Origin of the sequence: Neobacillus fumarioli NBRC 102428 (assembly GCF_001591485.1) — a bacterium.
GTDB classification, from domain to species: domain Bacteria; phylum Bacillota; class Bacilli; order Bacillales; family Cytobacillaceae; genus Neobacillus; species Neobacillus fumarioli.
The window spans coordinates 1-22,751 of record NZ_BCUZ01000039.1 but is presented as its reverse complement, the minus strand read 5'-3'; the positions used below and the strand labels follow the sequence as shown (position 1 = coordinate 22,751).

The window sequence follows — 22,751 nt, the reverse complement described above, 5'->3', positions numbered from 1 at the left end:
AAGCGCCTTGGTCAGCCCCGACAGGCAAATGTTCTTCAGCACTAAAAGTCTGGTTTTTGGACTTTTAGTGCTGAAGGTTATTTGACCCGAGGGGCTAGGCGCTGGAGCTGGACAATTTTCAAAATCAAAATTTATACTTATCTCTTTCACAAATAATTTCATAATCCTTCCAGACATTTTATATGTTTTAGTGTAAAATAAATATATATAGTACCAATGATTGGAGGGGTTAAAATGCAACACATCGATCATGATTACATTTTTTCAACTGCTGTATCAGATAGTAATGATGAAAATGAATTTGTCGTTGAATTTTTTCCTGGAAATGGATCCGGTGCATCTCCGATTAGGGTAACGAACAGTTTTGATGAATTAATTGATTTTTTAGAAGAAATGTAAAATTGTTCCACCTAAAAAATGGAGTTTCCATGATCCCGGAAACTCCGTTTTTTTTGGAGGGAAGTTTATCTTTTCTTAATTTCTTCATATTTTAAAAACCATTCCGGGAAAGCCTTTTTGAATGCTGTCGGCTTAAAATTATCTTTTTTCACGATAATATGAGTCGTTGTCCCTTCTGCACATATTTCATTATTTCCGTTTACAATGGAGTAGCCGTAAATGGTTTTAATGCCATCGTTATGTTCTACCCATGTTTTGACAAACGCCTGGTCACCGTATCGAAGTGGTTTCTTATAGGTTACTTGTACATCGTAAACAGGAGCAAAATATCCAGCCTCTTCCATCCCCACATAACTATATCCAATGTCTTCAATCAACCCTGTACGGCCTAATTCGAAAAACTTTAAATAATTGGCATGATAGATCACACCCATCATATCTGTATCTGCATAGTATAATTGAATTTCCCTCGTAGAAATAAAATATTGTTCCATTATTTACGTTTCCTTTCATATCTAACTAGAAATTACCTTTTTCAAGTGCCGTGGTAACATCTGCCGCTTCAAGCAGCATCGCTTTTTCAAATAGACTTTCGCCTTCCTCGCTGCCCATTAATCTGGCTGCCTGCGCTTGGATCATTTCGTCAACGATATTGGTGGCAAAACGGCCATTCCCGCTAAATTTGTCTGTTTTTATAGCCGTCAGAAGCAGTTCCTGTGCTTCAGCTGTTAGATGATATTGAAAACTTTCGGCATAGGAGACCATAATTGCAAGTAATTCTTCTGCCGAATAATCAGGAAAGAAAAAGAATTTTTTAAACCTTGAGCGAAGACCTGGGTTGCTAGCCAATAGCTCGTCCATTTGATCTGGATATCCAGCAAGAACGACGACCAAATTTTCATTGTGTTTCGTCATCTCATCTACTAATGTATCAATGACCTCTTTCCCATAATCACCATCAGTCAGGCTAAGGAGGGAATATGCCTCATCGATAAACAGGACGCCGCCAAGCGCTTCCCTGATTTTCTTTCTAGTTTTTCCTGCTGTCTGACCGACATAGCCGGCAACAAAATCTGCCCTGCTCGTTACAATGAGGTGTCCCCTTTTTAAAATTCCACATTCCTTTAACAATTGGGCATAAATCTTTGCTACCGTTGTCTTTCCGGTTCCCGGATTGCCGGTAAAAACAGCATGCAATTGAATTGGGACATTTGGCAGCCCTTTATCTCGTCTGAATTGCTGCATTTTAACGAAGGAAATTAATTGCTGCATCTCAGTCTTTAAGGAATCCAATCCAATTAATCGTTGAAGCATTTCGTTCGGCGATTCGCTCAACTTTTCCTCATGTAACATAAAATCCTCTTTTGTCAGCAGGATATACTTCATAATGTCTTCGTTCTCTTGCGTTTCCGACCCTTTCTTAAAAATAGCTTCAAGGACCAGATTACGTGCCGCGCGTGCATTGCCGAATGTTTCGTCTACCTTGGACTGCTCCAGCCGATGGCTGATTTCGTTTTTGGCATCCTCTGTTAACAAGTAATCATTATCAGCCGCGGCTTTTTCAGCAATTTTGATTAGTTCTTCCATTGAGTAATCAGGCAAATGAATCAAGTTCGATTGAGGGAACCGGCTACGCAAACCAGGATTGGCCTGTAAAAAGGTACGCATTTCATCAGGATATCCTGCTAAGATCACGGCGAATTTACCGCCATATTCTTTCCCTGTCATTAACGACACAAGTGTATCAATGGCGGTTTGCCCATAATCATTTCCCGATTGACCTTCCCGTTTTAAACTATAAGCCTCATCGATAAACAAAACGCCCCCAACTGCCCGTTCCACAACAGTCCGGACATTTTCTTCCGTTTGTCCGATAAAGGAGCCCACCAGCTGGGAACGGTCAGTTTCAATCACCTCTTTGCGCGGAAGAACTCCTAATTCATGGTAAATTTTCGCCAAAAGCCTAGCAAGTGTCGTTTTCCCTGTACCCGGATTCCCGGTTAAGATCATATTTAAACTAAGCTCATCTTTTATTTTAAGCCCAAGTTCCTTTCTCTGTTTTTGATATTTTAGAAACTGGTAAAAATCTTGCACTCGTTTTTTTACTGCATCCATGCCAATGAATTCATCCAGTTCTTCTAAAGCAGAGACACCCGTTTCATGTTGATCATGATCATCTTCTATGAATAGCTGCTGCCATTTTCGTTTGACTTCCTCCAATTTGGCCATAGATTTTTTTAAATCGTCATAATAGGTGGAAGTATGAAAAACCCCAATAATCGATTGCTCATAATCTTCTGCTGCTTTTAATAAACAGCTTGTTTCATGGATAGCGTCATTTAGCAATTGTTCAATGAGCTGGTATTTATCCAATATATCCTGATTTTTAGCTGAACGGGCCAATTTCAGTTGATGTTGTAAATCTTCAAGGTGCTCTTCTGCTTCAGTTAAAAAGTTTTGGCATATTGCAATATACTGTTCGGCAATTTTCTTTTTTGCTGTACGGTTATCGGTTTCTCTGATCAGCGGGAACGAGAGCGGGTTAAGTATGTTTTTCAGGCTGCTCCAATTAGACCCCATCGAGATTTCTTTGGCCATTTCATTATCGGGATCTAAAATCAGAGCCTGTTTGAGCAAAACTTCAGCTGCCCGGTCACAGTTTTTGCGGCCAAGTCTTGATTTTGCCGCTATTGTCAGCAGTCTCGAAAGAATCATTGGATCGGATTCTTGATTCAAGGCTGTTATTAATTCATTCTGATTTGAAAGAACCCCATATTGATCAAGTTCTTTTTCCCATTGTTTCATTTGCTCTAAACGCTCGGGCTGTTCATGTAATCGCTGCTTCATTTCATCACTTCTTTTGTAAAAATTCTCTTTTATCTTATCATATGACGTCAAAAGAAACGAAATAAAAAAGGACCTGTTCATTATGAACGGGTCCTCTATCTTTATTCCGTCTTAGCTTGGTTAGCTTCATCCTTAATTTCAGCACGGAAAGATTCGATACTTTCCCTTCTGCGCTGATTTTTAGCTTCTATTTGCTCACGCTGTTCTTCACTGTCAGTATACCTTAGTGTTTCTTCTGCAGCTTCCATATTCTCAATAGTATGATGAATCATTGACTGAAGCTTTTCTACATTATCGCTGCGATCATCTGGTTTTGGTTTATTATTGTAAGCCATCATAATACCTCCTATTGATGTACTTGTTACAGATATAGTTTGTATCGAAGGCTTCAAAATATCACAAGATTTTTTTGACAAAAAGACCCAAAGCCTAAAGCTTTAGGTCTTAGCTTCCTATTTACTCACCTTTTGTTTGGATCACCTGTGCATGTTCTTTTGATTTGTTCTGCATTTGTTTTCCTTTATTGCCGCCAAATCCTCTTGGTTGTGTTCCAATATGATCCGGTTGAAATCGTTTTGTTTGATATCCTTTACCCATTGTTTAATCCCTCCTTATGAACAGTTTGTCCATAAGGCTTTTGAATCATTATTGGTAAACAATGTGATTACTCAGCCTTTCCAAGACGTTTCTCTTCAAGGCGCTGTTCAATTCTTTCCATTGCATCTCGATCTTTTAAAAGCTGCAATTTATTTTCAGATACAAGTTCTTGAAAAGTACGTTTTCTTGGTTTTCTCATATAATCACCTTCCTTTTAACTATATAGTAATAGTTATCATGCCCGTAAACGATTGTAATTATTACAACTTTTCGAAAATTTAAATCGATTTTGCATTAAAAAAGACACTGAACCTAGTCAATGTCTTTCAAAAATTATAAATTACCCGCAAAATCTTTCATATCTGCCAGTTTCATTGCTCCGACAATTTTATTTTGGATCACACCGTTTTTATCAATGAAAAAAGTCGTAGGAATAGAGATGATTTGATATTGTTCGTTCACCTTATCGTCTGTATCAAGTAAGATTGGGAAAGTAATGTGATTTTTGTCGACAAAACCTTTTACATCTAGCTGTGGATCGATGTTAACAGCAAGAATGACAATATCTTTACCTGCTGTTTGGTAAAATTGCTCAATCTCTGGCATTTCTGCTTTACATGGCGGGCACCATGTTGCCCAAAAATTAAGGATGACTTTCTTTCCTTTTAGGCTAGAAAGCTTTACAGTTTCTCCCGTTAATGTTTTTAATGTAAAATCCGGAGCCTTTGAGCCAATTTCCAAACTTGCCTTTGGCTTTGCGGCTTGATTTGTGGAATCAGGTTTGTCGGCCTTTTTCTCCATAGCCTGTACAATCGCAACTGTTAGTAATGTAATTAATACAACAGCGGCCACAATCTTTTTTACCATATCCGGGCTCTCCTTTAATTCGTGTTAAAACGATTTTACACTAAAATCCAGTCAAAACAAAGCTTGGATATGTTAAAATTAAACAATGCAAAAACCTTATAGTTTCTACCTGTCAAACAATCTTGGGAGTGATTCCTGATAATTCCCATTCAAAATACCTTTTTCCGTAATAATCGCTGTTACCAGCTCATTTGGTGTAACATCAAATGCCGGATTGAAGACCTTCACACCTTCAGGAGCCGTTCTTTTTCCAAATCCTTCTGTAATTTCTGCCGGATCTCGTTCTTCAATTGGAATGTCGGCGCCTGTTTTGGTCTCTAAATCGATCGTTGACAATGGAGCGGCTACATAAAATGGAATATTATGGGCTTTTGCGAGCAATGCAACACCATACGTTCCGATTTTGTTGGCCACATCCCCATTGGCCGCAACACGATCACAGCCGACCATCACGGCCTGTACCAACCCTCTTTGCATAACCATAGCTGCCATGCTATCGGTAATTAACGTAATATCAATTCCAGCTTGCATGAGTTCCCATGCTGTTAAACGTGCTCCTTGTAGAAGAGGTCTCGTTTCATCCGCAAACACTTTTATATTCCAGCCTTTTTCTTTTGCCAAATAAAGTGGTGCCAAGGCTGTTCCATATCTTGCTGTCGCAATGCCCCCAGCATTGCAATGCGTCAGAATCCCCATTCCATCATGCAAAAGAGTTAAAGCATGTTCACCAATTGAACGGCAAACTTTTTCGTCTTCTTCGCGGATCAAATGGGCCTCATGTTCTAATGCTTTCTTGATTTTCGCAACAGGCTGATCTTGTTCTGCCAGTGCCCGTTCTTTCATCCGTTTCAGTGCCCAAAATAAATTCACCGCAGTTGGCCGTGAAGCGGCCAAGTAATCGGCTTGTTTTTCTAAAAGGGCATAAAATTCAGAAAAAGACGATTCTGGTAAATCTTGAATTCCTACCACTAAACCGTACGCAGCCGCAATTCCAATTGCTGGTGCTCCGCGTACCTTTAATTGTTTAATCGCATCCCAAACATCCTCAATTTTTGTGATTGCAATGAATTCGGTGACATTAGGAATTTTTGTCTGGTCTAATATTTTTAATACCCCATTGTCATAGGATACGGATTGTAAAAAGGTCGTCTCCATGATTTTCTCCTCTCTGCTGCCTTTAAACAAGATTCAATTGTAATTTTAACAATATTCAGGAGATATGGGAATATTTTTTATAGACAAAAACCATGCCAAACATGACATGGTTTTTGTTGGAAAATGAATTAAGCTTGTAATTTTTCACGAAGAACCATTTGCAGGATACCGCCGTGACGATAGTAGTCGATTTCGACTTCAGAATCGAAGCGAACAACGACTTCAAATTCTTTCTTATTGCCATCTTCACTGATTGCTGTCACTTTTACAAGATCGCGTGGTTTTACATTTTCGTCCACTTGAACTTCGAAGATTTCTTTACCAGTTAAGCCAAGTGTTTCAGCGTTTTCACCATCTTTGAATTGAAGCGGAAGAACACCCATTAACACAAGGTTTGAACGGTGAATACGTTCGAAGCTTTCAGCTAATACTGTTTTAATACCTAAAAGGTTGGTACCTTTAGCAGCCCAGTCACGGGAAGAACCCATGCCATAATCCTTGCCGGCAATAACCATTAGGCCGGTGCCGTTTTCTTTGTATTTCATGCAAGCATCGTAAATGGACATAACTTCGCCAGTCGGCCAGTAAGTTGTAAAGCCGCCTTCTGTGCCTGGTGCGATTTGGTTACGGATACGGATATTTGCAAATGTTCCACGCATCATGACTTCATGGTTACCGCGGCGGGAACCGTAGGAGTTGAAGTCGCGAGGCTGTACGCCTTTTTCTAATAAATATTTACCAGCTGGAGTATTTTTGCCAATGGCTCCTGCAGGTGAAATATGGTCAGTTGTTACGGAGTCACCGAACTTGCCGACCACACGAAGACCAGTTAATGGTTTTACTTCGCCAGGATCCTTTGAAAGGCCTTCAAAGAATGGCGGGTTTTGGATATAAGTAGAATTCTCATCCCAAGTATATAACGGCTCATTACTTGTTTTAATTTCGTTCCAGCGCTCGTTATCACCAAAGACATTTTCATATTCTTTACGGAATAGTTCAGGTGTAACCGTACGTTTTACAACATCATTGACTTCCGCTGTTGATGGCCAAATATCTTTAAAGAAGACATCTTTACCATCTTTATCTTTACCTATTGGTTCTTTCGCAAAATCTACGTTCACAGTGCCCGCCAGTGCATAAGCCACAACTAATGGCGGTGAAGCTAGGTAGTTTGCTTTTACTAGTGGATGAATGCGTCCTTCAAAGTTACGGTTACCAGAAAGAACAGATGTAACTAATAAATCATTTTCTGCAATGGTTTTTTCAATTTCTTCTTTTAGTGGACCGGAGTTACCGATACATGTTGTACAGCCATAACCAACAAGGTTGAAGCCGATTTGTTCAAGATATGGCAGTAAGCCGGAATCACGAAGATATCCAGTAACAACCTTTGAACCAGGAGCAAGGGAAGTTTTTACAAACTTCGGAACTTTCATGCCTAATTCTACAGCTTTCTTCGCCACAAGGCCTGCAGCAACTAGAACATATGGGTTAGAAGTGTTCGTACAGCTTGTAATTGACGCGATTGCAACTGCACCTGTTTTCATTTCTACTTCTTCACCATTGTTGAACTTAATAGTTGCTGATTTTTCCAATTCATCAGCTTGTAAGCCGAAGCCTTGGTTTCCTTGCGGTGCAGAAATAGCTTTTACGAATTCTTCTTTCATTTTTGAAAGCGGAATTAAATCTTGCGGACGTTTAGGACCAGAAAGATTCGCTTCAATTTCGGCAAGATTAATTTCAATTACACTTGTATACATAGGCTCTTCAGCTGGGTTGAAGAATAAACCGTTCGCTTTGCAATATTGTTCTACAACCTGAACATGTTCTTCATCACGACCTGTTAAGCGCAAATATTCAAGGGATTCGCCATCGATTGGGAAGAATCCGCACGTTGCACCATATTCAGGAGCCATGTTGGCAATGGTTGCCCGGTCTGCAAGTGGAAGAGTAGAAACACCAGGACCGAAATATTCAACAAATTTCCCGACTACGCCATGTTTACGAAGTACTTGCGTAACTTTTAATGCAAGGTCAGTAGCTGTTGCCCCATCTGGAAGCTCACCAATTAATTTCACACCGACAACTTCTGGCACTGGGAAGTAGGAAGGCTGACCAAGCATGCCTGCTTCTGCTTCAATGCCGCCAACACCCCAGCCAAGAACGCCAAGACCATTGATCATAGTAGTGTGAGAGTCAGTACCTACTAATGTATCTGGATATGCTTCAAGCTCACCGTCAACCTCAGCAACATGAACAACATCTGCCAAATACTCAAGGTTCACCTGGTGAACGATACCTGTTGCAGGAGGAACAGCACGATAGTTGTTAAATGCTTTTTGAGCCCAGCTCAGGAACTGATAGCGCTCTGCATTTCGTTCGAATTCCAAATCCATGTTGACTTTTAACGCATTTTCATTTCCGTAAGCATCAACTTGTACAGAGTGGTCAATAACAAGGTCTACTGTTTTCTCTGGATTGATCTTGTCAGGGTCGCCGCCAAGGTCAGCCATTGCCTTTCTTAAAGAAGCAAGGTCCACTACAGCAGGGACACCTGTGAAGTCTTGCAGAATAACACGTGACGGCTTGAATGGAACATCCACTTCCTTCAATTCATTGGTGCCCCATTTTGCCAGATTTTCTACATGCTCTTTGGTGATGACACGTCCATCATATTGACGCAATACAGATTCCAGCAATACTTTAATGGAGTAAGGCAATTTGGCAACATTGCCAATGCCTGCTTCTTCCAGAGCCTTTAAACGGTAGTAATGATATTGTTTGCCAGCTGCCTGGAAGGAAGAGCGTGCGTTAAAAACATCATTTTTCACCATTAAAAATCCCCCTTATTCCTGTTAATTTTCATACGAAAAGTTAAAAAGTAAGGTAATCCCATCCGTCTTTTCTTTTCTCACAATACCAATCTTAATACAACCGTTTCCATTAGTAAATAACAAGAAAGTTATTGTGAATGATAAGTTTTTCTTATTGCATTTATGTAATGTGTTCGAAATATTCCGAAAATCCTAGTAAAGCCTAAATGGAAATAAAGATGAGATTATTCTATCTTACCTTTTTATTATGGCAAAAAAACTTTTGTTTGTCATTTATTTCGCTTGCGTGGAAAAAATAAATCTATGAGGAGGTGATTGGGGTGGCAAATCGTAAGGCAAATCACGTGATTCCAGGGATGAATGCAGCAAAGGACCAAGGACAAGGTGCCGGTTATAATGAAGAAATGGGAAAAGAACCAATGTCAGCAATGGAAAGATTGAACAATAAAAAACGGAAGAAAAATCAATAAAAAAGAGAAAAGCGGATGTAGACGGGATTGGTCCCTCACCGCTTTTCTTTATTTATTCTGTCATATTGACTTCGTTGACCATCGTTTTTAAATCTTGCTGAAAACGCTCCAGCTGTGCCCTTTGCTTCTCAGACGCTACTTCCAGTGCATTTTCAATTTGTTGATAGGCTTCATTCACTTCATCTTTTAAGTGCTTTAGCTGATGACCGTAACTTGCGCTGTCTCGCACGATGGATTCATATAACCCTTGTGCATTCTCATAACCTTGCTGTGCTGCTTGAAAAGCTTGTTGCTTATTTTTATGATATGGATTTTTTTGCGTTTTATCTTGCATGATAACTCCCTCCTTCATTTGTATACCCTTTAAATTGCACAGAAGGAAAAAAAATATTCGGCATAAAAAGACTTTAGACTTGCATCCTAACATTGAGGAGGGATGAAAATGAATAAAAATGACGGCAAGGATATGCGCAGGAACCAACCGAAACAATCTGGCCAACCCGAACCATTAAGCGGCTCTAAGAAAGTGAAAAACCACAACCATACACGTGCCAAACATAATTCAAATCACGATATGTAAGCATAAAAGAACCGCGCCGAGACGTGCGGTTCTTATAATTGATATAATGCCTCTAGCAACAGCTCTTCTTCATCTATTGAAACAGTTCGTAAATCAATGATTAATTCGTTCTTTTGAATTCTGGTAATAATGGCAGGCTTACACTCGGTCCGCAATTTTTTCGCCAGCTGCTCCGCTGTCAATGATGTATGTTTCAAGGCAATGACTTTTGAAGGTAGAGCAACATCCGGCATGGTCCCCCCGCCAACTTGACTTATATCCTGATAAATGTTTGCTTCAAAGTGTTTAGTTTTATGTAACAAGTTTGTAACAAATCGTTGGGCCCTATCGTCTAATTGATCGAGAGATACGAATAAATCTCGGACAGTCGGTATGTTGAGCATGGCTTGTTCACCTCGGGCATAATCCATTAATGTACCTTCCAAAGCAGCTAATGTCATCTTATCTACCCGGACTATTCTCGCTAACTGATGTTTTTTTAACCGATCGATTAAATCTTTTCTTCCTGCAATGATCCCCGACTGCGGACCGCCAAGTAGCTTATCTCCGCTAAATGTAACAATATCTGCTCCTTTTTCAATGATCTCTTTGACAACTGGTTCTTCACCAATGCCATGCTTACGAAAATCAAATAACACGCCGCTGCCAAGATCTTCGTAAAAAATGACATTGTTTGTGTTTTTCGCCAGTTGAATTAGTTCATCCGTTTCAACCGTTTTGGTAAAGCCGATCATCTTAAAATTACTTGTATGAACTTTCATGATCATCGCCGTTTCAGAAGTAATGGCTTGTTCATAATCATATAAGTGAGTTTTATTTGTTGTCCCAACTTCGACCAGTTTCGCACCGCTTTCTTCCATGATAGAAGAGATCCGGAAAGAACCACCGATTTCAACCAGCTGTCCCCTCGAGACAATAACTTCTTTATCTTTTGCAAGTGCCCTCAGTACAAGAAATACCGCAGCAGCATTATTATTGACTACCATTGCACTTTGAGCACCGGTCATTTCTTTAATCAAGTCTTCTACATGACTATGTCGTGAACCTCTTATGCCTTCCTGAAGCTTATATTCGAGATTAGAATAATTCTGAGCAATATCTATGACATGTTGAACAGCAGTGCTGCTTAATCTTGCTCTGCCAAGATTCGTGTGTAAAATGGTACCGGTTGCATTAATAACTTTTTCCAATGTATAGGTATAATGCTTCGATAAACTACCTCTTACGAACTGAAAAATTTCCTCTACAAATTCGTCTGTCCCAGGCATTGCACCTTGCCATTGGTTATGAATGATCGATAACCTAATTTGATTAATGGCATCTCTTAGCAATTTCGTCAATCGAATTTGATCAAGCTGACTCTCTTCAAGAATGGCTGAAAATTGCGGATGATGTTGCAGCACATGAACAGGAGGAATGGACCGCAATGTTTCTTTCACTGTTTTAAACTCCTTTATGTTCCTCTATTGAACGTATTATAGCATGATTTTACTATTTTTAGAGGACAGGGTAAATAGTACGAGTAAGGGGGAATATGATGAAGAAGAAAAAAGTGTCTAAAAATCTGTCGGTTAATTTTGAACGAGTGGATCAATGGTTAAAAGAGTATTTTCTTGATCCGAATACAACATACTGTGATTTCACCCAATTTCGAATTGACTTGTACGAAACAGACGAAAATTGGATCGTTGAAGCGGTTCTAAAATCTCGTAAACGCTCTGATATAACAGTAAAAGTGGAAAATCATCGGATGATCATTACGGTACAAAAAGCAAAGGAAAAACATATACGGACGATCGACTTCCCTTTTCCAATTATTAACCATCTTGTATCTGCTTCTTTTCATAATGGAATTTTGGAAGTTTTTATATCGAAAATAGAAAACGGTTCAGGGAAAAACCGGTATATTACTTTGACTTAACTACTTTTTTTGATCTATGTTTACATAATATTTTTCTCGGAACCCCCCTCATCATTTCCTTCAATCCCTAAGGGGGGCTTTCATTATTTCGATTCAATGATTTTAATCATTTCATCAGGATCCGGAAATAAACCAGTATCAAGCTTTGAGTAGATTTTTTCCCCGTTCACGGTTACCTCAAATGCACCGCCAGAACTAGGGATCAACTCTAATTTCGAGATATTGTGTCTAAAGTGATTAAAGAGTTCTTCCGCGAAACTCGCGGCTTTCGGAGCGTAGTTTCACATCATGCAAAATTCAACGACAATATGATACTTCTTCATCAAAAAATCCTCCATTCCTAGTAATAAAAATGTAAAACTTATTTTATCCCAGTTTAAAACATCCATACAAATCCTATGCACTCCCTGTGCGGTTTGAAACAGAAAGAGGTATACTACAGAGTATGGAGGTGTACAAAATGAGTGAACATGAAAAAATCCGCCTGACGTCTTTGTCAACCAAAGCTGGCTGAGGATGTAAAATTGGTCCAGAGGACCTGACGCAAGTTTTGCGTCTTTTACCAAAACAAGAACCAGTTCCAGAATTAATTGTTGGGAATGAAACAAGCGATGATGCCGGTGTGTACCGTTTAACAGAGACAATCGCCCTGATACAAACGGTTGATTACTTTACACCAATCGTTGATGACCCCTATATGTTTGGACAAATTGCCGCAGCGAATGCCTTGAGTGATGTGTATGCGATGGGCGGCGAACCAAAAACCGTCTTAAATATTGTTGGATATCCTATTAAAAAGCTCGGAACCGATATACTGGCTGACATTTTGCGCGGTGCTGCCGACAAAGTCAAAGAAGCGGGTGCGATTACAATCGGCGGCCATTCGATTGATGACCAAGAACCAAAGTTTGGATTATCGGTAACTGGTATCGTTCATCCGGATCAAGTTTGGAAAAACGTTGGGGCTAAACCAGGCGATGTTCTTGTTTTGACCAAACCAATTGGCGTTGGAATTCTGACAACCGGGATTAAACGTGGTGCGATTACCCGTGAACAGGAACAGCTTGTAACGGAGACAATGGCTCTTCTCAATAAAACTGCAGCGCAGGTGTTAACGAATTTTCATCCACATGCCGTTACCGATATAACAGGTTTTGGTCTTCTAGGCCATAGCAGTGAAATGGCCAGAGGAAGCGATGTCAGCTTTGAAATCATCCTATCTCAAGTACCGATCCTAGAAGGAGCCCTCCAGCTTGCAAAAGACGGAGTCGTTCCGGGAGGCTCGAAATCGAACCATAAATGGCTGAATGAAGATGTTGTTTACGAAAATATTCTTCCCGAAGAACAACTTGTATTATGTGATGCCATTACTTCAGGAGGCCTGCTTGTCTCTATCTGTGAAGACGAAGCCGTAAAATATGTAGAACAGCTTCACTCAAATGGTTTAGCCCAAGCTGCGATCATTGGCAAAGTAATGGAGAAAAGAAACAAACTTATTTATGTCAAAAAATAAAAGGGCTCTCCTACAAGCCGATTATCGGCTATTGGAGACCCCTTTCATATTCCTCACTTAACTTGAAATTTTCATTTGAAATTTTGGTTTGAGTTTTTCAATCATATCTTTAGTCATTTTATCTAGGTCATATTCGAATGTAAAGCCCCATTCTTCCTTAGCCGCTGTTGCATCAATAGAATTCGGCCAGCTCTCAGCAATTTGCTGACGGACCGGATCCACATCATACATTAATTTGAAACCTGGTATATGCTTCTTGATACTTGCCGCAATTTCTTCTGGGTCAAAACTCATTGCCGTTACATTAAATGAATTGCGATGAATTAATTTAGAGGGATCTGCTTCCATTAAATCCACAATGGCGTTTAAGGCATCCGGCATGTACATCATATCCATATAAGTGCCTTTATCAATATAACAAGTATATCGTCCATTTTTCAGTGCTTCATAATAAATTTCTACTGCATAATCAGTTGTTCCGCCGCCTGGAAGGGCTACATAAGAAATCAGTCCTGGAAAACGCAGACCGCGTGTATCCACCCCATATTTATGATAATAATAATCAGCCAGTAATTCACCAGCTACCTTATTCACACCATACATAGTTGTAGGACGCATAATCGTATCCTGCGGGGTTTGATCTTTTGGTGTTGTCGGTCCGAAAGCACCGATTGAGCTTGGTGTAAAAAATTGCGCCTTTAACTCCTTTGCTGTTTCCAAAGCATTTAATAGACCGCCCATATTTAAATTCCAGGCAAATACAGGTTTTGCCTCAGCTGTTGCTGATAACAGGGCCGCTAAATGCATGATTGTATCAACCTGATATTTTTGCGCGACTTCTCCCATTCTTTTAAGATCGGTCACGTCTACCACTTCAAACGGGCCGCTTTGAGCTGCTTCACTGTCATTCTTTTTAATATCTGTTGCAATGACGTTATCCGCGCCATAGATATCTCTTAGTTTCAATGTTAATTCAGAACCGATCTGACCTAGTGCACCTGTGATTAAAATTCGTTTCATGCTGTTCCCCATCCTCTTTGAATTTGGCTCTTTTCAATTAGAGTGTAATCCCCAATCAAACAAAGGTTTTGAAAACAACCTAAAATTTAAATGATACCTAATTCTTTGCCGACCTTTTCGTAAATGGCAATGGCTTTATCAAGCATTTCTTTTGTGTGGGCTGCTGTCGGCATATTACGTACCCGGCCCGTACCACGTGGAACCGTCGGGAATACAATCGCTTTCGCATATACCCCCTCTTCGTTCAGTCGTTTGCTGAATGTTTGGGTTAATGTTTCCTCGCCAATAATACAAGGCGTTATCGGAGTTTCACTATTTCCAATATTGAAACCTAAATCTTTTAAACCTTTTTTCAAATAATTTCCGTTTTCCCAAAGCTTTTTGTAAAGGTCGGTACTTTCCATCAGAATTTCAATTGCCCGTTTACTTGCAGCTACATCTGCAGGTGTAAGTGAAGTGGAGAATAGGAATGGTCTGCTTCGCACCTTTAACCAATCAATTAAATTCTTCTTACCTGCTACATAACCGCCGACCACTCCAATAGCTTTCGATAGGGTCCCAATTTGGAAATCAATTTTATCCGAGAGGCCGAAATGTTTAACCGTGCCTGCCCCATCACCGAGAACCCCGGAGCCGTGAGCATCATCGACATATGTAATCAAATCAAACTCCTCAGCAATTTTGACAATTTCCGGCAATAGCGCAATATCTCCGTCCATCGAGAAAACCCCGTCGGTTATAACCATTATCTTGTTGTATTGTCCAGATTCTTTAGCCGCCTTTGCTTTTGTCCGTAAATCTTCCATATCTGAGTGATTAAAACGAATGATTTTCGCTTTGGACAATCTGCAGCCATCAATAATCGAAGCATGGTTTAATTCATCGGAAAGAATAGCATCATGTTGATCCATTACAGCAGAAATGGCAGCCATATTACAGTTAAATCCTGATTGATAAGCAATAGCTGCTTCTGTATGTTTAAACTCAGCTAATTTTTCCTCTAATTCTACGTGTAGCTTAAGGGTTCCGTTAATCGTCCGGACTGCACCGGCTCCAACCCCATATTTCTCAATTGCATCAGTTGCCGCTTTTTTCAAACGCTCATCTGTTGCTAACCCAAGATAATTATTAGAAGAGAGATTAATCAATTCTTTCCCATTAATCGTAATCACTGGCCCATTTGGACTTTCTAGTGGGTCAATGACATTATAAAGACCTTTCCCTTTTAAATCTTCGAGATTCTCATTGAGAAATTGTTCTAAAATATGGCTGGACATATGAGTTCCTCCTTTTTTATGCTGCGTATGGGCTTAACACACTGTCACTAAGTTACTTCATTCATCCCAAAACAATAATTTTTTATATGATAATTGACTAGAATCCCTTCTGCTGTCTTTCCATTCAAAAAATACATTTGTCCGCGTGGAGTGGACATTTAAAATTCCGAAAACAGCTTTATGAAAGGGTTTCTATACTATACTTTATCACATTTTATAAAAAATGTTCATATGAGATGGACAAAAAATAAAAAAATTTTATGCTTTCTTTTAAATTCTCCAATTTCAGCGGCTTTAAAAAATCTATATTGAAATAATACAATTAGAAAAATAAAAAAGCCGCTTTTTTAACAATGGATAAGTTCTTTCCTTATATTCCTTTAGTTGATACATCGTACCTTATCCACCATTTCTGATAGACTTTTGTAGAATTTGTTATCATGAAAAGGGTTACGGAATCCGAACAAACATTATTTTTTATTTACTATTATTCGTCTTTTAACAAAAACTGATTGCTTTTCCCTTTCCCCATGATATAATGGAACTAAATTCAATATAAGTAACACTCATATAATCGCGGGAATACGGCCCGCAAGTTTCTACCAGATTGCCGTAAACAATCTGACTATGAGTGGGTAATGTACTAGTACCGTTTTCATTGACGGTATAACTTCCTAAACCTTTCGGATTAACCCCCAAAGGCCATTGCCTACTCAACCTTGAGCAGACGATGGCCTTTGGGTTTTTTATTTAGCTATAGGGGGTCTAAACATGAATTTTTTAGAAGAAAGAATTAAAAAAGACGGCAACGTTTTATCAGATCATGTACTGAAGGTCGATTCTTTTTTGAACCACCAAATAGATCCGGCATTAATGTCGCAAATTGGCAAAGAGTTTGCCCGCCGCTTTGCTAATGAAGGAATTACGAAAATTGTCACGATTGAATCTTCAGGTATCGCACCAGCGGTCATGACAGGATTAACGATGAACGTACCTGTTGTATTTGCGCGAAAAAGAAAATCTGTTACCCTTTCAGATGGATTATTAACAGCTTCGGTTTATTCTTTTACCAAAAAAGAAACCAATGAAATTGCCATTGCCAAGAAATATTTAGCAGAAACAGATCGAGTTCTAATTATTGATGATTTTCTTGCCAACGGTCAGGCTGCGCTTGGATTGATTGATCTTGTAGTCATGAGCGGTGCGGAGGTTGCCGGAATTGGTATCGTGATTGAGAAATCCTTCCAAGAAGGGGCAAAAATACTAGCTGAACGTGGCATTAGAGTCGAGTCTCTGGCAAGAATTGCATCACTAGCTAATGGAGAAGTGTCCTTTATCAATGAAAAATTGGAGGAACTTGTGTAATGAAACAGACCATTTTTAAAACTGCCTCTTTGGGGATTCAGCATGTTTTGGCCATGTATGCTGGAGCTGTCATCGTACCGCTCATTATTGGCGGAGCGCTTCATTTTAATGGACAGCAATTAGCTTACCTTGTTTCACTTGATATTCTTACAAGCGGTATGGCGACTTTGCTGCAGGTTTGGCAAAACCGCTTCTTTGGGATTGGCCTTCCAATCGTTCTTGGCTGTACCTTCACCGCTGTTGGACCAATCATTGCGATCGGCGGTCAGTACGGATTATCAGCCATTTATGGCTCTATCCTTGTTTCTGGGATTATTGTTATGTTCATAGCGAAATTCTTTGGGAAAATTATTCGTTTTTTCCCGCCTGTTGTAACAGGATCTGTCGTGACCATTATCGGTCTTACACTGATCCCGGTTGCTATGAATGATGTTGCAGGCGGCCAGGGAAGCAAAGATTTTGGTTCCGTGTCCAATATTGCACTTGCATTCGGAACATTATTGTTTATTATCATTCTATACCGCTTTTCTAAAGGCTTCTTGCGGGCAATCTCTATTTTATTAGGATTATTGGTTGGAACAATTGCTGCTGCCTTCATGGGCAAAGTGAATTTTTCAAGCGTAGGGGAAGCTTCATGGTTCCATATGGTCAGCCCGCTGCATTTTGCCCTTCCATCTTTTCAATTAGCACCTATTATTACGATGACACTGGTTGCCATTGTAAGTCTGGTAGAATCATCCGGAGTCTATTTCGCACTCAGTGATATCACGGGGAGAAAATTAACGGAAGCTGATTTGGTCAAAGGTTATCGTGCTGAAGGTCTTGCCAGCGTGATTGGAGCTTTCTTTAATTCGTTTCCATATACGACGTATTCACAAAACGTCGGCCTTGTTCAGTTTTCCGGAGTGAAAGACAAAAAGGTCATCTATACAGTTGGAGGAATTCTTGTTTTTCTGGGATTTGTCCCTAAAATCGCTGCATTAACAACCGTCATTCCAACTTCTGTTCTTGGCGGTGCCATGATTGCGATGTTCGGAATGGTGATTGCTTCCGGTATTAAAATGTTAAGCAAAGTAGATTTTTCTTCACAAGAAAATTTATTGATTATCGCCTGCTCTGTTGTCATGGGGTTAGGGGTTACAACCGTTCCTAATTTATTTGCTCATCTTCCAGACAGCATCAAAATTTTAACCAATAGCGGGATCGTAGCTGGAAGCTTTACCGCGATTTTTCTAAACTTTGTTTTCCATATTAAGAAACCGGCGAAACAAAAGAATGTGATGGAAGTCAAAAATCAAATTGCATAAAAATTACAAAGGCGGAGTCCCATTCAGACTCCGTCTTTTTCACGTTATTTTTCTGACAGCCTTTTGTTCCAGCCTTACAATCCATTTATAGTATCCCAGTAGAATCAATAACAAGATTGGGTCAATAATCGCTGCATGCCATAACTTCCACCATCCATAGTGGAAATATCCCCAAGGCTCTGGAAGTAAAGTAATAACCTCATAAAGCAAAAGAAAAAGAACAAATAAACAAATAAAAAAAATTTGTTTTCGTTTTTTTGTCCGATATGGAAACTTGTTCAAAAAAATCATATTCACCGGAGGTATCAAAAATAAATGCGGCAGCGTCCCTGACCAATCAACTTCCTTACCAAAATACCAGTACCCATGATATTTATATTCAATAAACACATCGAAATTTAGCTGAAAAGCGATGGTAAACATCCAAATATGTACAATTTGATTGGCGGTAAGGATTTTATTTGTCTTAAAGGCAACAAAATTAAATATAGCGATAGCAAGAAGTAGTCCAATCATACGGTTTCCTTTTTAACTTTAGATTGCCTTACAATTGCCGGAACTATACATCTGCTTTAATCATTTGCTTGTAACGAATGATCTAAACTCATATAGCGATATTCCAGCAGACTTTTTAATACAGATATTTGCTGTATTAATCGTTCTCCCTCATTCGTTTCTCGAACCGTTTTTCTCTGAAGCTCTTTATCCACAAGCCTCTTTACTGATAAAACATCTGAACCTTTTAACAGGACATCTTTTTTTGAACTAAACTTTTCATGGGCGACAAGTTGCATCCCGTAGGAATTATATAACAGAGTGTATCCGGCAATACCAGTTGTTGATTGATAGGCCTTGGAAAATCCCCCATCAATAACGATCATTTTCCCATTTGCTTTGATTGGGTTCTCTCCTTTTATTTCTTTAACAGGTGTATGGCCATTTATGATATGGCCTTCATCAGGATTAAGACCAAATTCTGTTAATATTTTACGACAGATTTCCTCTTTTTCACGTAAACGGTAGTAAGGGTTCTTAAATTCCTTATGGGTTTCTTTGTCCTTAATGAAATACCTTTCAAAGGTTGTCATCGCTCTTTTCCCAAATAATGATGAGTATTCTCCTGTCCATAAATACCAAACCATATCTGTTGCGAGGTCATCTGTTTCTTCAGGATGGGCAAAAGCATACCGTAAATAATGTTCAAAAATATCAAGTAAATCACGGCCTGCATAAGTTTGGTTTTCAATCACCATTTTTTCCATATTTCCATTTTCATCAATTGGGATGCATCCATGTATTAATAAATTCCCATTATATTTCAAATAAAGACTGCCTTTTTTCATAAGAAAATTCATATGTCTGGCCAACTTTTCCGAATGTTGGACATAGAACAGCAGTCTATCAATTACTTGCTCTTCTTCCTTTAATAATTCATCAGGTCGATCGGGGTTAACAGTTGCAAAGCAAGTATTTTCCAACTGATATGTTTTCCCATTTATAGTTATTTCGTTTTGGTCATAGTTTACTTTCTCAAGTAAAAGCCGATCTGACATATTAAAATACGGGCGTCGCTTTATGATTGGCATTTCAAGCTTAAATTGAATCATGGCAATCGCTTGATGCATTTTTGTAATTTGTAAAATTTCTTGTTCAGACTTATTTTTTATCGAATCGCTCTTTGGTCTAAATGCCGGATTATCTCCATAGTACTTTTCGGCAAGATTAAGAAGGGGGATCAGATTGATTCCATATACATCTTCAATAATACTTAAATTGTCGTATCGTGCACAGATACGAATAATATTAGCTAAACACACCTTTGATCCGCTAAAAGCACCGATCCATAGAACATCATGATTTCCCCATTGAATATCAACAGAATGATAATCAATAAGAGTATCCATGATTTTATCAGGTTCAGGTCCACGATCATAAATATCACCCACGACATGAAGGTGGTCAACAACCAGCCTCTGAGTCGTATAAGCAAGTCCTGTAATCAGTTTATCTGCTTGACCAAGAGAAATAATTTGCTGGACAATTTTCGAATAATATTCTGCCTTATTTGCAAATTCTTCCGTTTTGTATAGCAGCTCTTCAATAATATACACAAACTGCTCGGGCAAAGCTTTGCGTAATTTTGAACGAGTATATTTAGAAGAGGCATAAGATATAAGCTTAATCATTCGTTCAATAATTTCTGCATACCATTGGTACAATTCTCGTTTATTAGAAAACCGCTCTCTCATTAACTTTAATTTTTCCTCTGGATAATAGACTAAGGTCGCAAAGTCATTTAGTTCCGATTCAGATATTTTATCTTGAAAAAGTTCCTTTATTTTCTCTTTTACTCTGCCCGAACCATTTCTTAAGACATGTTGAAAAGCTTGATACTCCCCATGTAAATCACTGACAAAATGCTCTGTCCCCTTTGGCAGATTAAGGATGGCTTCAAGATTAATAATCTCGGTTACCACTTTTTCTTCCGTATCATATTTATGGGCCAATAAATCTAAGTATTTTTTGTTCAAAATAACGGTGTCTCCTTTATCATTTTTTCATATATTTTGCTCGTGAAGAATTTTTACCGTGCATCATGATAACACTGTATTGAAATCTCAGTCATAGATGATCAGGACATGCATACAATGGGTTACAAAAGATGGATCACTTTAAGGAGCGGTACAATGAAACGTAAAACCTTCATAAATGCTTTTTTGTTGCTACTCGTTGTTGCTTTTATGGCCTATCTAGAATCACCTTACTCATTTATTAATAAAAACTATGCCTACTCCACGGACGAGCCGGTGATCACCCAGCCAGTAACTGCCAGACCGTCTGAGGACACGCCGGAAACCATTGAAAAATTAGAAAAAAGAAAAAAAGAAGATGGCTATATTGTCGAGACTTACCAGGAATACGAAGTTTATCGGGATAAAAATGGGAAAATAACAAAGGAAGTACCCACTGGAGAAGAAGATACCCTTCGCTACTGGGATTATAAACATAATAAAAAGTAATTCTTTTTAGAAGGCCAAAATCAGCTATGATTCGGTATGTTAAAAGAAGCAATACAATCAATAAAATAGAGCTTGGAGGCCCAAGCTCTAAACTATAATGAAATCAATGAAACACCCAACATAGGGGCTATTGTTTTAAGATTATTCCGATTTACATTGACAAGTTCGGTAATTTTCTCTTTATCCTTGTTTCTAATCGCTTCTTCCAGTTCGTCATATTTAGCGTGAATGTCTTCAGCGTATTGATGACCCTTTTTTGCTGCCAATGATGGCAGAATGGTGTCGTGAAATTCATCATAGAGGTTCTTAGAAATTGTTTTTGCTGATTTATAATCCCCTCGTGCCACGTATTTTTCAATTTTTGCAAATCCGTACAGCATATCTGAGAATGGTCTTGTTAGAGAAGATTTAGTGAAACCGCTATTTTGAACGGTCATTTGGTTTTGTGTATCTCCGCAACCACTAAGGCTGAGTGCCAGGAGAGCTCCTATCAAGATGTTCAATATTTTTATACGCATTTTTTTACCCTCTTTGTATTTATTCTTTCATCGCTTTATTAAACACTAAAAAGGCTATAGACAAAGTGATCGCAAACAAAGCCAACACCATATAAAGTCCGTAATTCATGTTTTCACCTCGGGTCTAATGTTTATTGCACCACTTCATTAAATGACATAATCCAAATTGCCCCCACAACAATCGTTACAACGAAGACGATTCCTAAAATTAATGCAGCTGCATTATATCTAGGCTGCTCTCCCTCACGAATATGCATGAAGAAGAATAGCTGAATGACAAATTGCAGGACAGCAGCAAGCAAAATGGTGACCATAAGCATTGTTTTTGCCATCATATGATTGAGTACCAAAACCAGCGGGATGATGGTCAAAATAATCGACAGAATGAAACCGGTGACATACGCTTTCATAGAACCATGTTCCACATACTCATGATTTGCCAATTACATCACCCCCATTAAATAGACAACTGTAAAGATGAAGATCCACACTGCATCTAAAAAGTGCCAGTACAAACTAAGAATGGATATTTTACGTTTGGTAACAGCAGTAATCCCTCTCTTCGAAAGCTGTACAATCAAAGCGATCATCCAGAAGATCCCAAACGAAACATGGCAGCCGTGCAATCCTACAAGTGAGAAAAAGGAAGTCAGGAAGGCACTTCTGGAAATAGTTGCCCCTTCCATTGCCATATTCGTGAACTCGTTAATTTCAAGAGCGACGAAGACAATGCCTAAAAGTCCCGTGACGACCAGCCAGCCAATCAGCCCTTTTTTACTCCCTTTATGCATCTGAAGGACAGCTATTCCGCTCGTAAACGAACTGATTAATAGAACAAATGTTTCAATCACAAAACCAGGAATATCAAAATCTTTAGGAGTAAAGCCGCCATTTGTATGTGTATGTAAGACGGCATATGTTGAGAAAAAAGTACCGAATAATAGACAGTCTGTCACAAGAAAGATCCAAAAACCTAATATTTTGAGTTCGTCTTGGTCAATATGGCCATGATCATGACCAGAAACACTATGTTCCATTTGACAACCTCCTATGTTACAGTC

At 39.0% G+C, this 22,751-nt stretch carries 26 protein-coding genes and 1 riboswitch; of the genes, 8 read left to right on the top strand and 18 right to left on the bottom strand.

Annotated features, from left to right (window positions below; all coding sequences use genetic code 11):
- Window positions 1-234: 234 nt before the first annotated feature.
- The gene (locus BFU02S_RS16695) at window positions 235-399 is read left to right on the top strand and encodes a hypothetical protein (RefSeq protein WP_157075882.1); all 165 of its coding nucleotides are present in this window, start codon (window positions 235-237) and stop codon (window positions 397-399) included.
- A 65-nt stretch (window positions 400-464) separates the two neighbouring features.
- Here BFU02S_RS16695 and BFU02S_RS08300 read toward each other — a convergent pair whose 3' ends face one another.
- The 8 genes from BFU02S_RS08300 to acnA all read right to left on the bottom strand — a co-directional run bounded on the left by BFU02S_RS08300 (window position 465) and on the right by acnA (window position 8,699).
- Window positions 465-893 (bottom strand): acyl-CoA thioesterase, encoded by a 429-nt coding sequence (locus BFU02S_RS08300; RefSeq protein WP_066369056.1) that lies wholly within the window; start codon window positions 891-893, stop codon window positions 465-467.
- Window positions 894-918: 25 nt separating this feature from the next.
- Window positions 919-3,246, bottom strand: a complete 2,328-nt coding sequence (locus BFU02S_RS08295; protein WP_066369059.1) for an AAA family ATPase — start codon at window positions 3,244-3,246, stop codon at window positions 919-921.
- Between the two features lie 101 nt (window positions 3,247-3,347).
- Entirely contained in the window at window positions 3,348-3,581 is a 234-nt protein-coding gene (gene tlp / locus BFU02S_RS08290; protein WP_066369053.1) for a small acid-soluble spore protein Tlp, read from the bottom strand.
- Between the two features lie 121 nt (window positions 3,582-3,702).
- Window positions 3,703-3,843 (bottom strand): acid-soluble spore protein N, encoded by a 141-nt coding sequence (locus BFU02S_RS08285; RefSeq protein WP_066369051.1) that lies wholly within the window; start codon window positions 3,841-3,843, stop codon window positions 3,703-3,705.
- Window positions 3,844-3,910: 67 nt separating this feature from the next.
- On the bottom strand, window positions 3,911-4,042 hold the full coding sequence (locus BFU02S_RS08280; RefSeq protein WP_066369049.1) for an FbpB family small basic protein: 132 nt from the start codon (window positions 4,040-4,042) through the stop codon (window positions 3,911-3,913).
- A 134-nt stretch (window positions 4,043-4,176) separates the two neighbouring features.
- Complete coding sequence (locus BFU02S_RS08275) at window positions 4,177-4,710, bottom strand: peroxiredoxin family protein (RefSeq protein WP_066369046.1); 534 nt, start codon at window positions 4,708-4,710, stop codon at window positions 4,177-4,179.
- A 105-nt stretch (window positions 4,711-4,815) separates the two neighbouring features.
- On the bottom strand, window positions 4,816-5,865 hold the full coding sequence (gene mtnA, locus BFU02S_RS08270) for an S-methyl-5-thioribose-1-phosphate isomerase (RefSeq protein ID WP_066369044.1): 1,050 nt from the start codon (window positions 5,863-5,865) through the stop codon (window positions 4,816-4,818).
- Between the two features lie 128 nt (window positions 5,866-5,993).
- Complete coding sequence (acnA, locus tag BFU02S_RS08265; protein ID WP_066369043.1) at window positions 5,994-8,699, bottom strand: aconitate hydratase AcnA; 2,706 nt, start codon at window positions 8,697-8,699, stop codon at window positions 5,994-5,996.
- Between the two features lie 320 nt (window positions 8,700-9,019).
- Between acnA and sspO the strand changes: the two genes are divergently transcribed.
- The gene (gene sspO, locus BFU02S_RS08260; protein ID WP_066369042.1) at window positions 9,020-9,169 is read left to right on the top strand and encodes a small acid-soluble spore protein SspO; all 150 of its coding nucleotides are present in this window, start codon (window positions 9,020-9,022) and stop codon (window positions 9,167-9,169) included.
- A 52-nt stretch (window positions 9,170-9,221) separates the two neighbouring features.
- On the opposite strand, the gene BFU02S_RS08255 is transcribed toward sspO, so the two are convergent.
- Window positions 9,222-9,503: a hypothetical protein gene (locus BFU02S_RS08255; RefSeq protein WP_066369040.1), complete on the bottom strand. Its 282-nt coding sequence runs from the start codon at window positions 9,501-9,503 to the stop codon at window positions 9,222-9,224.
- A gap of 108 nt (window positions 9,504-9,611) precedes the next feature.
- On the opposite strand from BFU02S_RS08255, the gene BFU02S_RS08250 reads away from it, so the two are divergent.
- Window positions 9,612-9,749: a small acid-soluble spore protein P gene (locus tag BFU02S_RS08250; protein WP_066369033.1), complete on the top strand. Its 138-nt coding sequence runs from the start codon at window positions 9,612-9,614 to the stop codon at window positions 9,747-9,749.
- A 32-nt stretch (window positions 9,750-9,781) separates the two neighbouring features.
- Here BFU02S_RS08250 and selA read toward each other — a convergent pair whose 3' ends face one another.
- Window positions 9,782-11,188 carry an L-seryl-tRNA(Sec) selenium transferase gene (gene selA / locus BFU02S_RS08245; protein WP_066369030.1) on the bottom strand — a complete coding sequence of 469 codons (1,407 nt, stop codon included), beginning with the start codon at window positions 11,186-11,188 and terminating at the stop codon, window positions 9,782-9,784.
- Window positions 11,189-11,286: 98 nt separating this feature from the next.
- On the opposite strand from selA, the gene BFU02S_RS08240 reads away from it, so the two are divergent.
- Window positions 11,287-11,670, top strand: a complete 384-nt coding sequence (locus BFU02S_RS08240; protein WP_066369027.1) for an Hsp20/alpha crystallin family protein — start codon at window positions 11,287-11,289, stop codon at window positions 11,668-11,670.
- Between the two features lie 83 nt (window positions 11,671-11,753).
- Here BFU02S_RS08240 and BFU02S_RS17655 read toward each other — a convergent pair whose 3' ends face one another.
- Window positions 11,754-11,993, bottom strand: coding sequence for an Rdx family protein (locus BFU02S_RS17655; RefSeq protein WP_369690657.1), 240 nt, complete (start codon window positions 11,991-11,993; stop codon window positions 11,754-11,756).
- A gap of 137 nt (window positions 11,994-12,130) precedes the next feature.
- Between BFU02S_RS17655 and selD the strand changes: the two genes are divergently transcribed.
- Window positions 12,131-13,183: a selenide, water dikinase SelD gene (gene selD, locus BFU02S_RS08235; RefSeq protein ID WP_084361036.1), complete on the top strand. Its 1,053-nt coding sequence runs from the start codon at window positions 12,131-12,133 to the stop codon at window positions 13,181-13,183.
- Window positions 13,184-13,240: 57 nt separating this feature from the next.
- Here selD and BFU02S_RS08230 read toward each other — a convergent pair whose 3' ends face one another.
- Window positions 13,241-14,203 carry an L-threonine 3-dehydrogenase gene (locus BFU02S_RS08230; protein ID WP_066369020.1) on the bottom strand — a complete coding sequence of 321 codons (963 nt, stop codon included), beginning with the start codon at window positions 14,201-14,203 and terminating at the stop codon, window positions 13,241-13,243.
- Between the two features lie 86 nt (window positions 14,204-14,289).
- Complete coding sequence (locus BFU02S_RS08225) at window positions 14,290-15,480, bottom strand: glycine C-acetyltransferase (protein WP_066369017.1); 1,191 nt, start codon at window positions 15,478-15,480, stop codon at window positions 14,290-14,292.
- A gap of 546 nt (window positions 15,481-16,026) precedes the next feature.
- Window positions 16,027-16,128, top strand: a riboswitch (purine riboswitch).
- Window positions 16,129-16,251: 123 nt separating this feature from the next.
- Here BFU02S_RS08225 and BFU02S_RS08220 point away from each other — a divergent pair.
- Both BFU02S_RS08220 and BFU02S_RS08215 read left to right on the top strand, forming a co-directional pair.
- A complete protein-coding gene (locus tag BFU02S_RS08220) occupies window positions 16,252-16,845 on the top strand; it encodes a xanthine phosphoribosyltransferase (RefSeq protein WP_066369015.1) in 594 nt (197 codons plus the stop codon).
- Window positions 16,845-18,152, top strand: coding sequence for a nucleobase:cation symporter-2 family protein (locus BFU02S_RS08215; RefSeq protein ID WP_066369014.1), 1,308 nt, complete (start codon window positions 16,845-16,847; stop codon window positions 18,150-18,152). Before BFU02S_RS08220 ends, BFU02S_RS08215 begins: the two co-directional genes overlap by 1 nt.
- Window positions 18,153-18,191: 39 nt before the next feature.
- On the opposite strand, the gene BFU02S_RS08210 is transcribed toward BFU02S_RS08215, so the two are convergent.
- Both BFU02S_RS08210 and BFU02S_RS08205 read right to left on the bottom strand, forming a co-directional pair.
- Complete coding sequence (locus tag BFU02S_RS08210) at window positions 18,192-18,668, bottom strand: hypothetical protein (RefSeq protein WP_066369012.1); 477 nt, start codon at window positions 18,666-18,668, stop codon at window positions 18,192-18,194.
- A gap of 56 nt (window positions 18,669-18,724) precedes the next feature.
- Window positions 18,725-20,683 (bottom strand): fructose-bisphosphatase class III, encoded by a 1,959-nt coding sequence (locus BFU02S_RS08205; protein WP_066369010.1) that lies wholly within the window; start codon window positions 20,681-20,683, stop codon window positions 18,725-18,727.
- Between the two features lie 156 nt (window positions 20,684-20,839).
- On the opposite strand from BFU02S_RS08205, the gene BFU02S_RS08200 reads away from it, so the two are divergent.
- Window positions 20,840-21,172 carry a hypothetical protein gene (locus BFU02S_RS08200; protein ID WP_066369007.1) on the top strand — a complete coding sequence of 111 codons (333 nt, stop codon included), beginning with the start codon at window positions 20,840-20,842 and terminating at the stop codon, window positions 21,170-21,172.
- 92 nt (window positions 21,173-21,264) lie between these two features.
- On the opposite strand, the gene BFU02S_RS08195 is transcribed toward BFU02S_RS08200, so the two are convergent.
- The 3 genes from BFU02S_RS08195 to BFU02S_RS08185 form a co-directional block, all read right to left on the bottom strand.
- Window positions 21,265-21,690 (bottom strand): hypothetical protein, encoded by a 426-nt coding sequence (locus tag BFU02S_RS08195; RefSeq protein WP_066369005.1) that lies wholly within the window; start codon window positions 21,688-21,690, stop codon window positions 21,265-21,267.
- Between the two features lie 131 nt (window positions 21,691-21,821).
- Entirely contained in the window at window positions 21,822-22,100 is a 279-nt protein-coding gene (locus BFU02S_RS08190; protein WP_066369058.1) for a cytochrome o ubiquinol oxidase subunit IV, read from the bottom strand.
- Window positions 22,101-22,133: 33 nt separating this feature from the next.
- The gene (locus tag BFU02S_RS08185; RefSeq protein WP_066369004.1) at window positions 22,134-22,727 is read right to left on the bottom strand and encodes a cytochrome (ubi)quinol oxidase subunit III; all 594 of its coding nucleotides are present in this window, start codon (window positions 22,725-22,727) and stop codon (window positions 22,134-22,136) included.
- Window positions 22,728-22,751 lie beyond the last annotated feature (24 nt).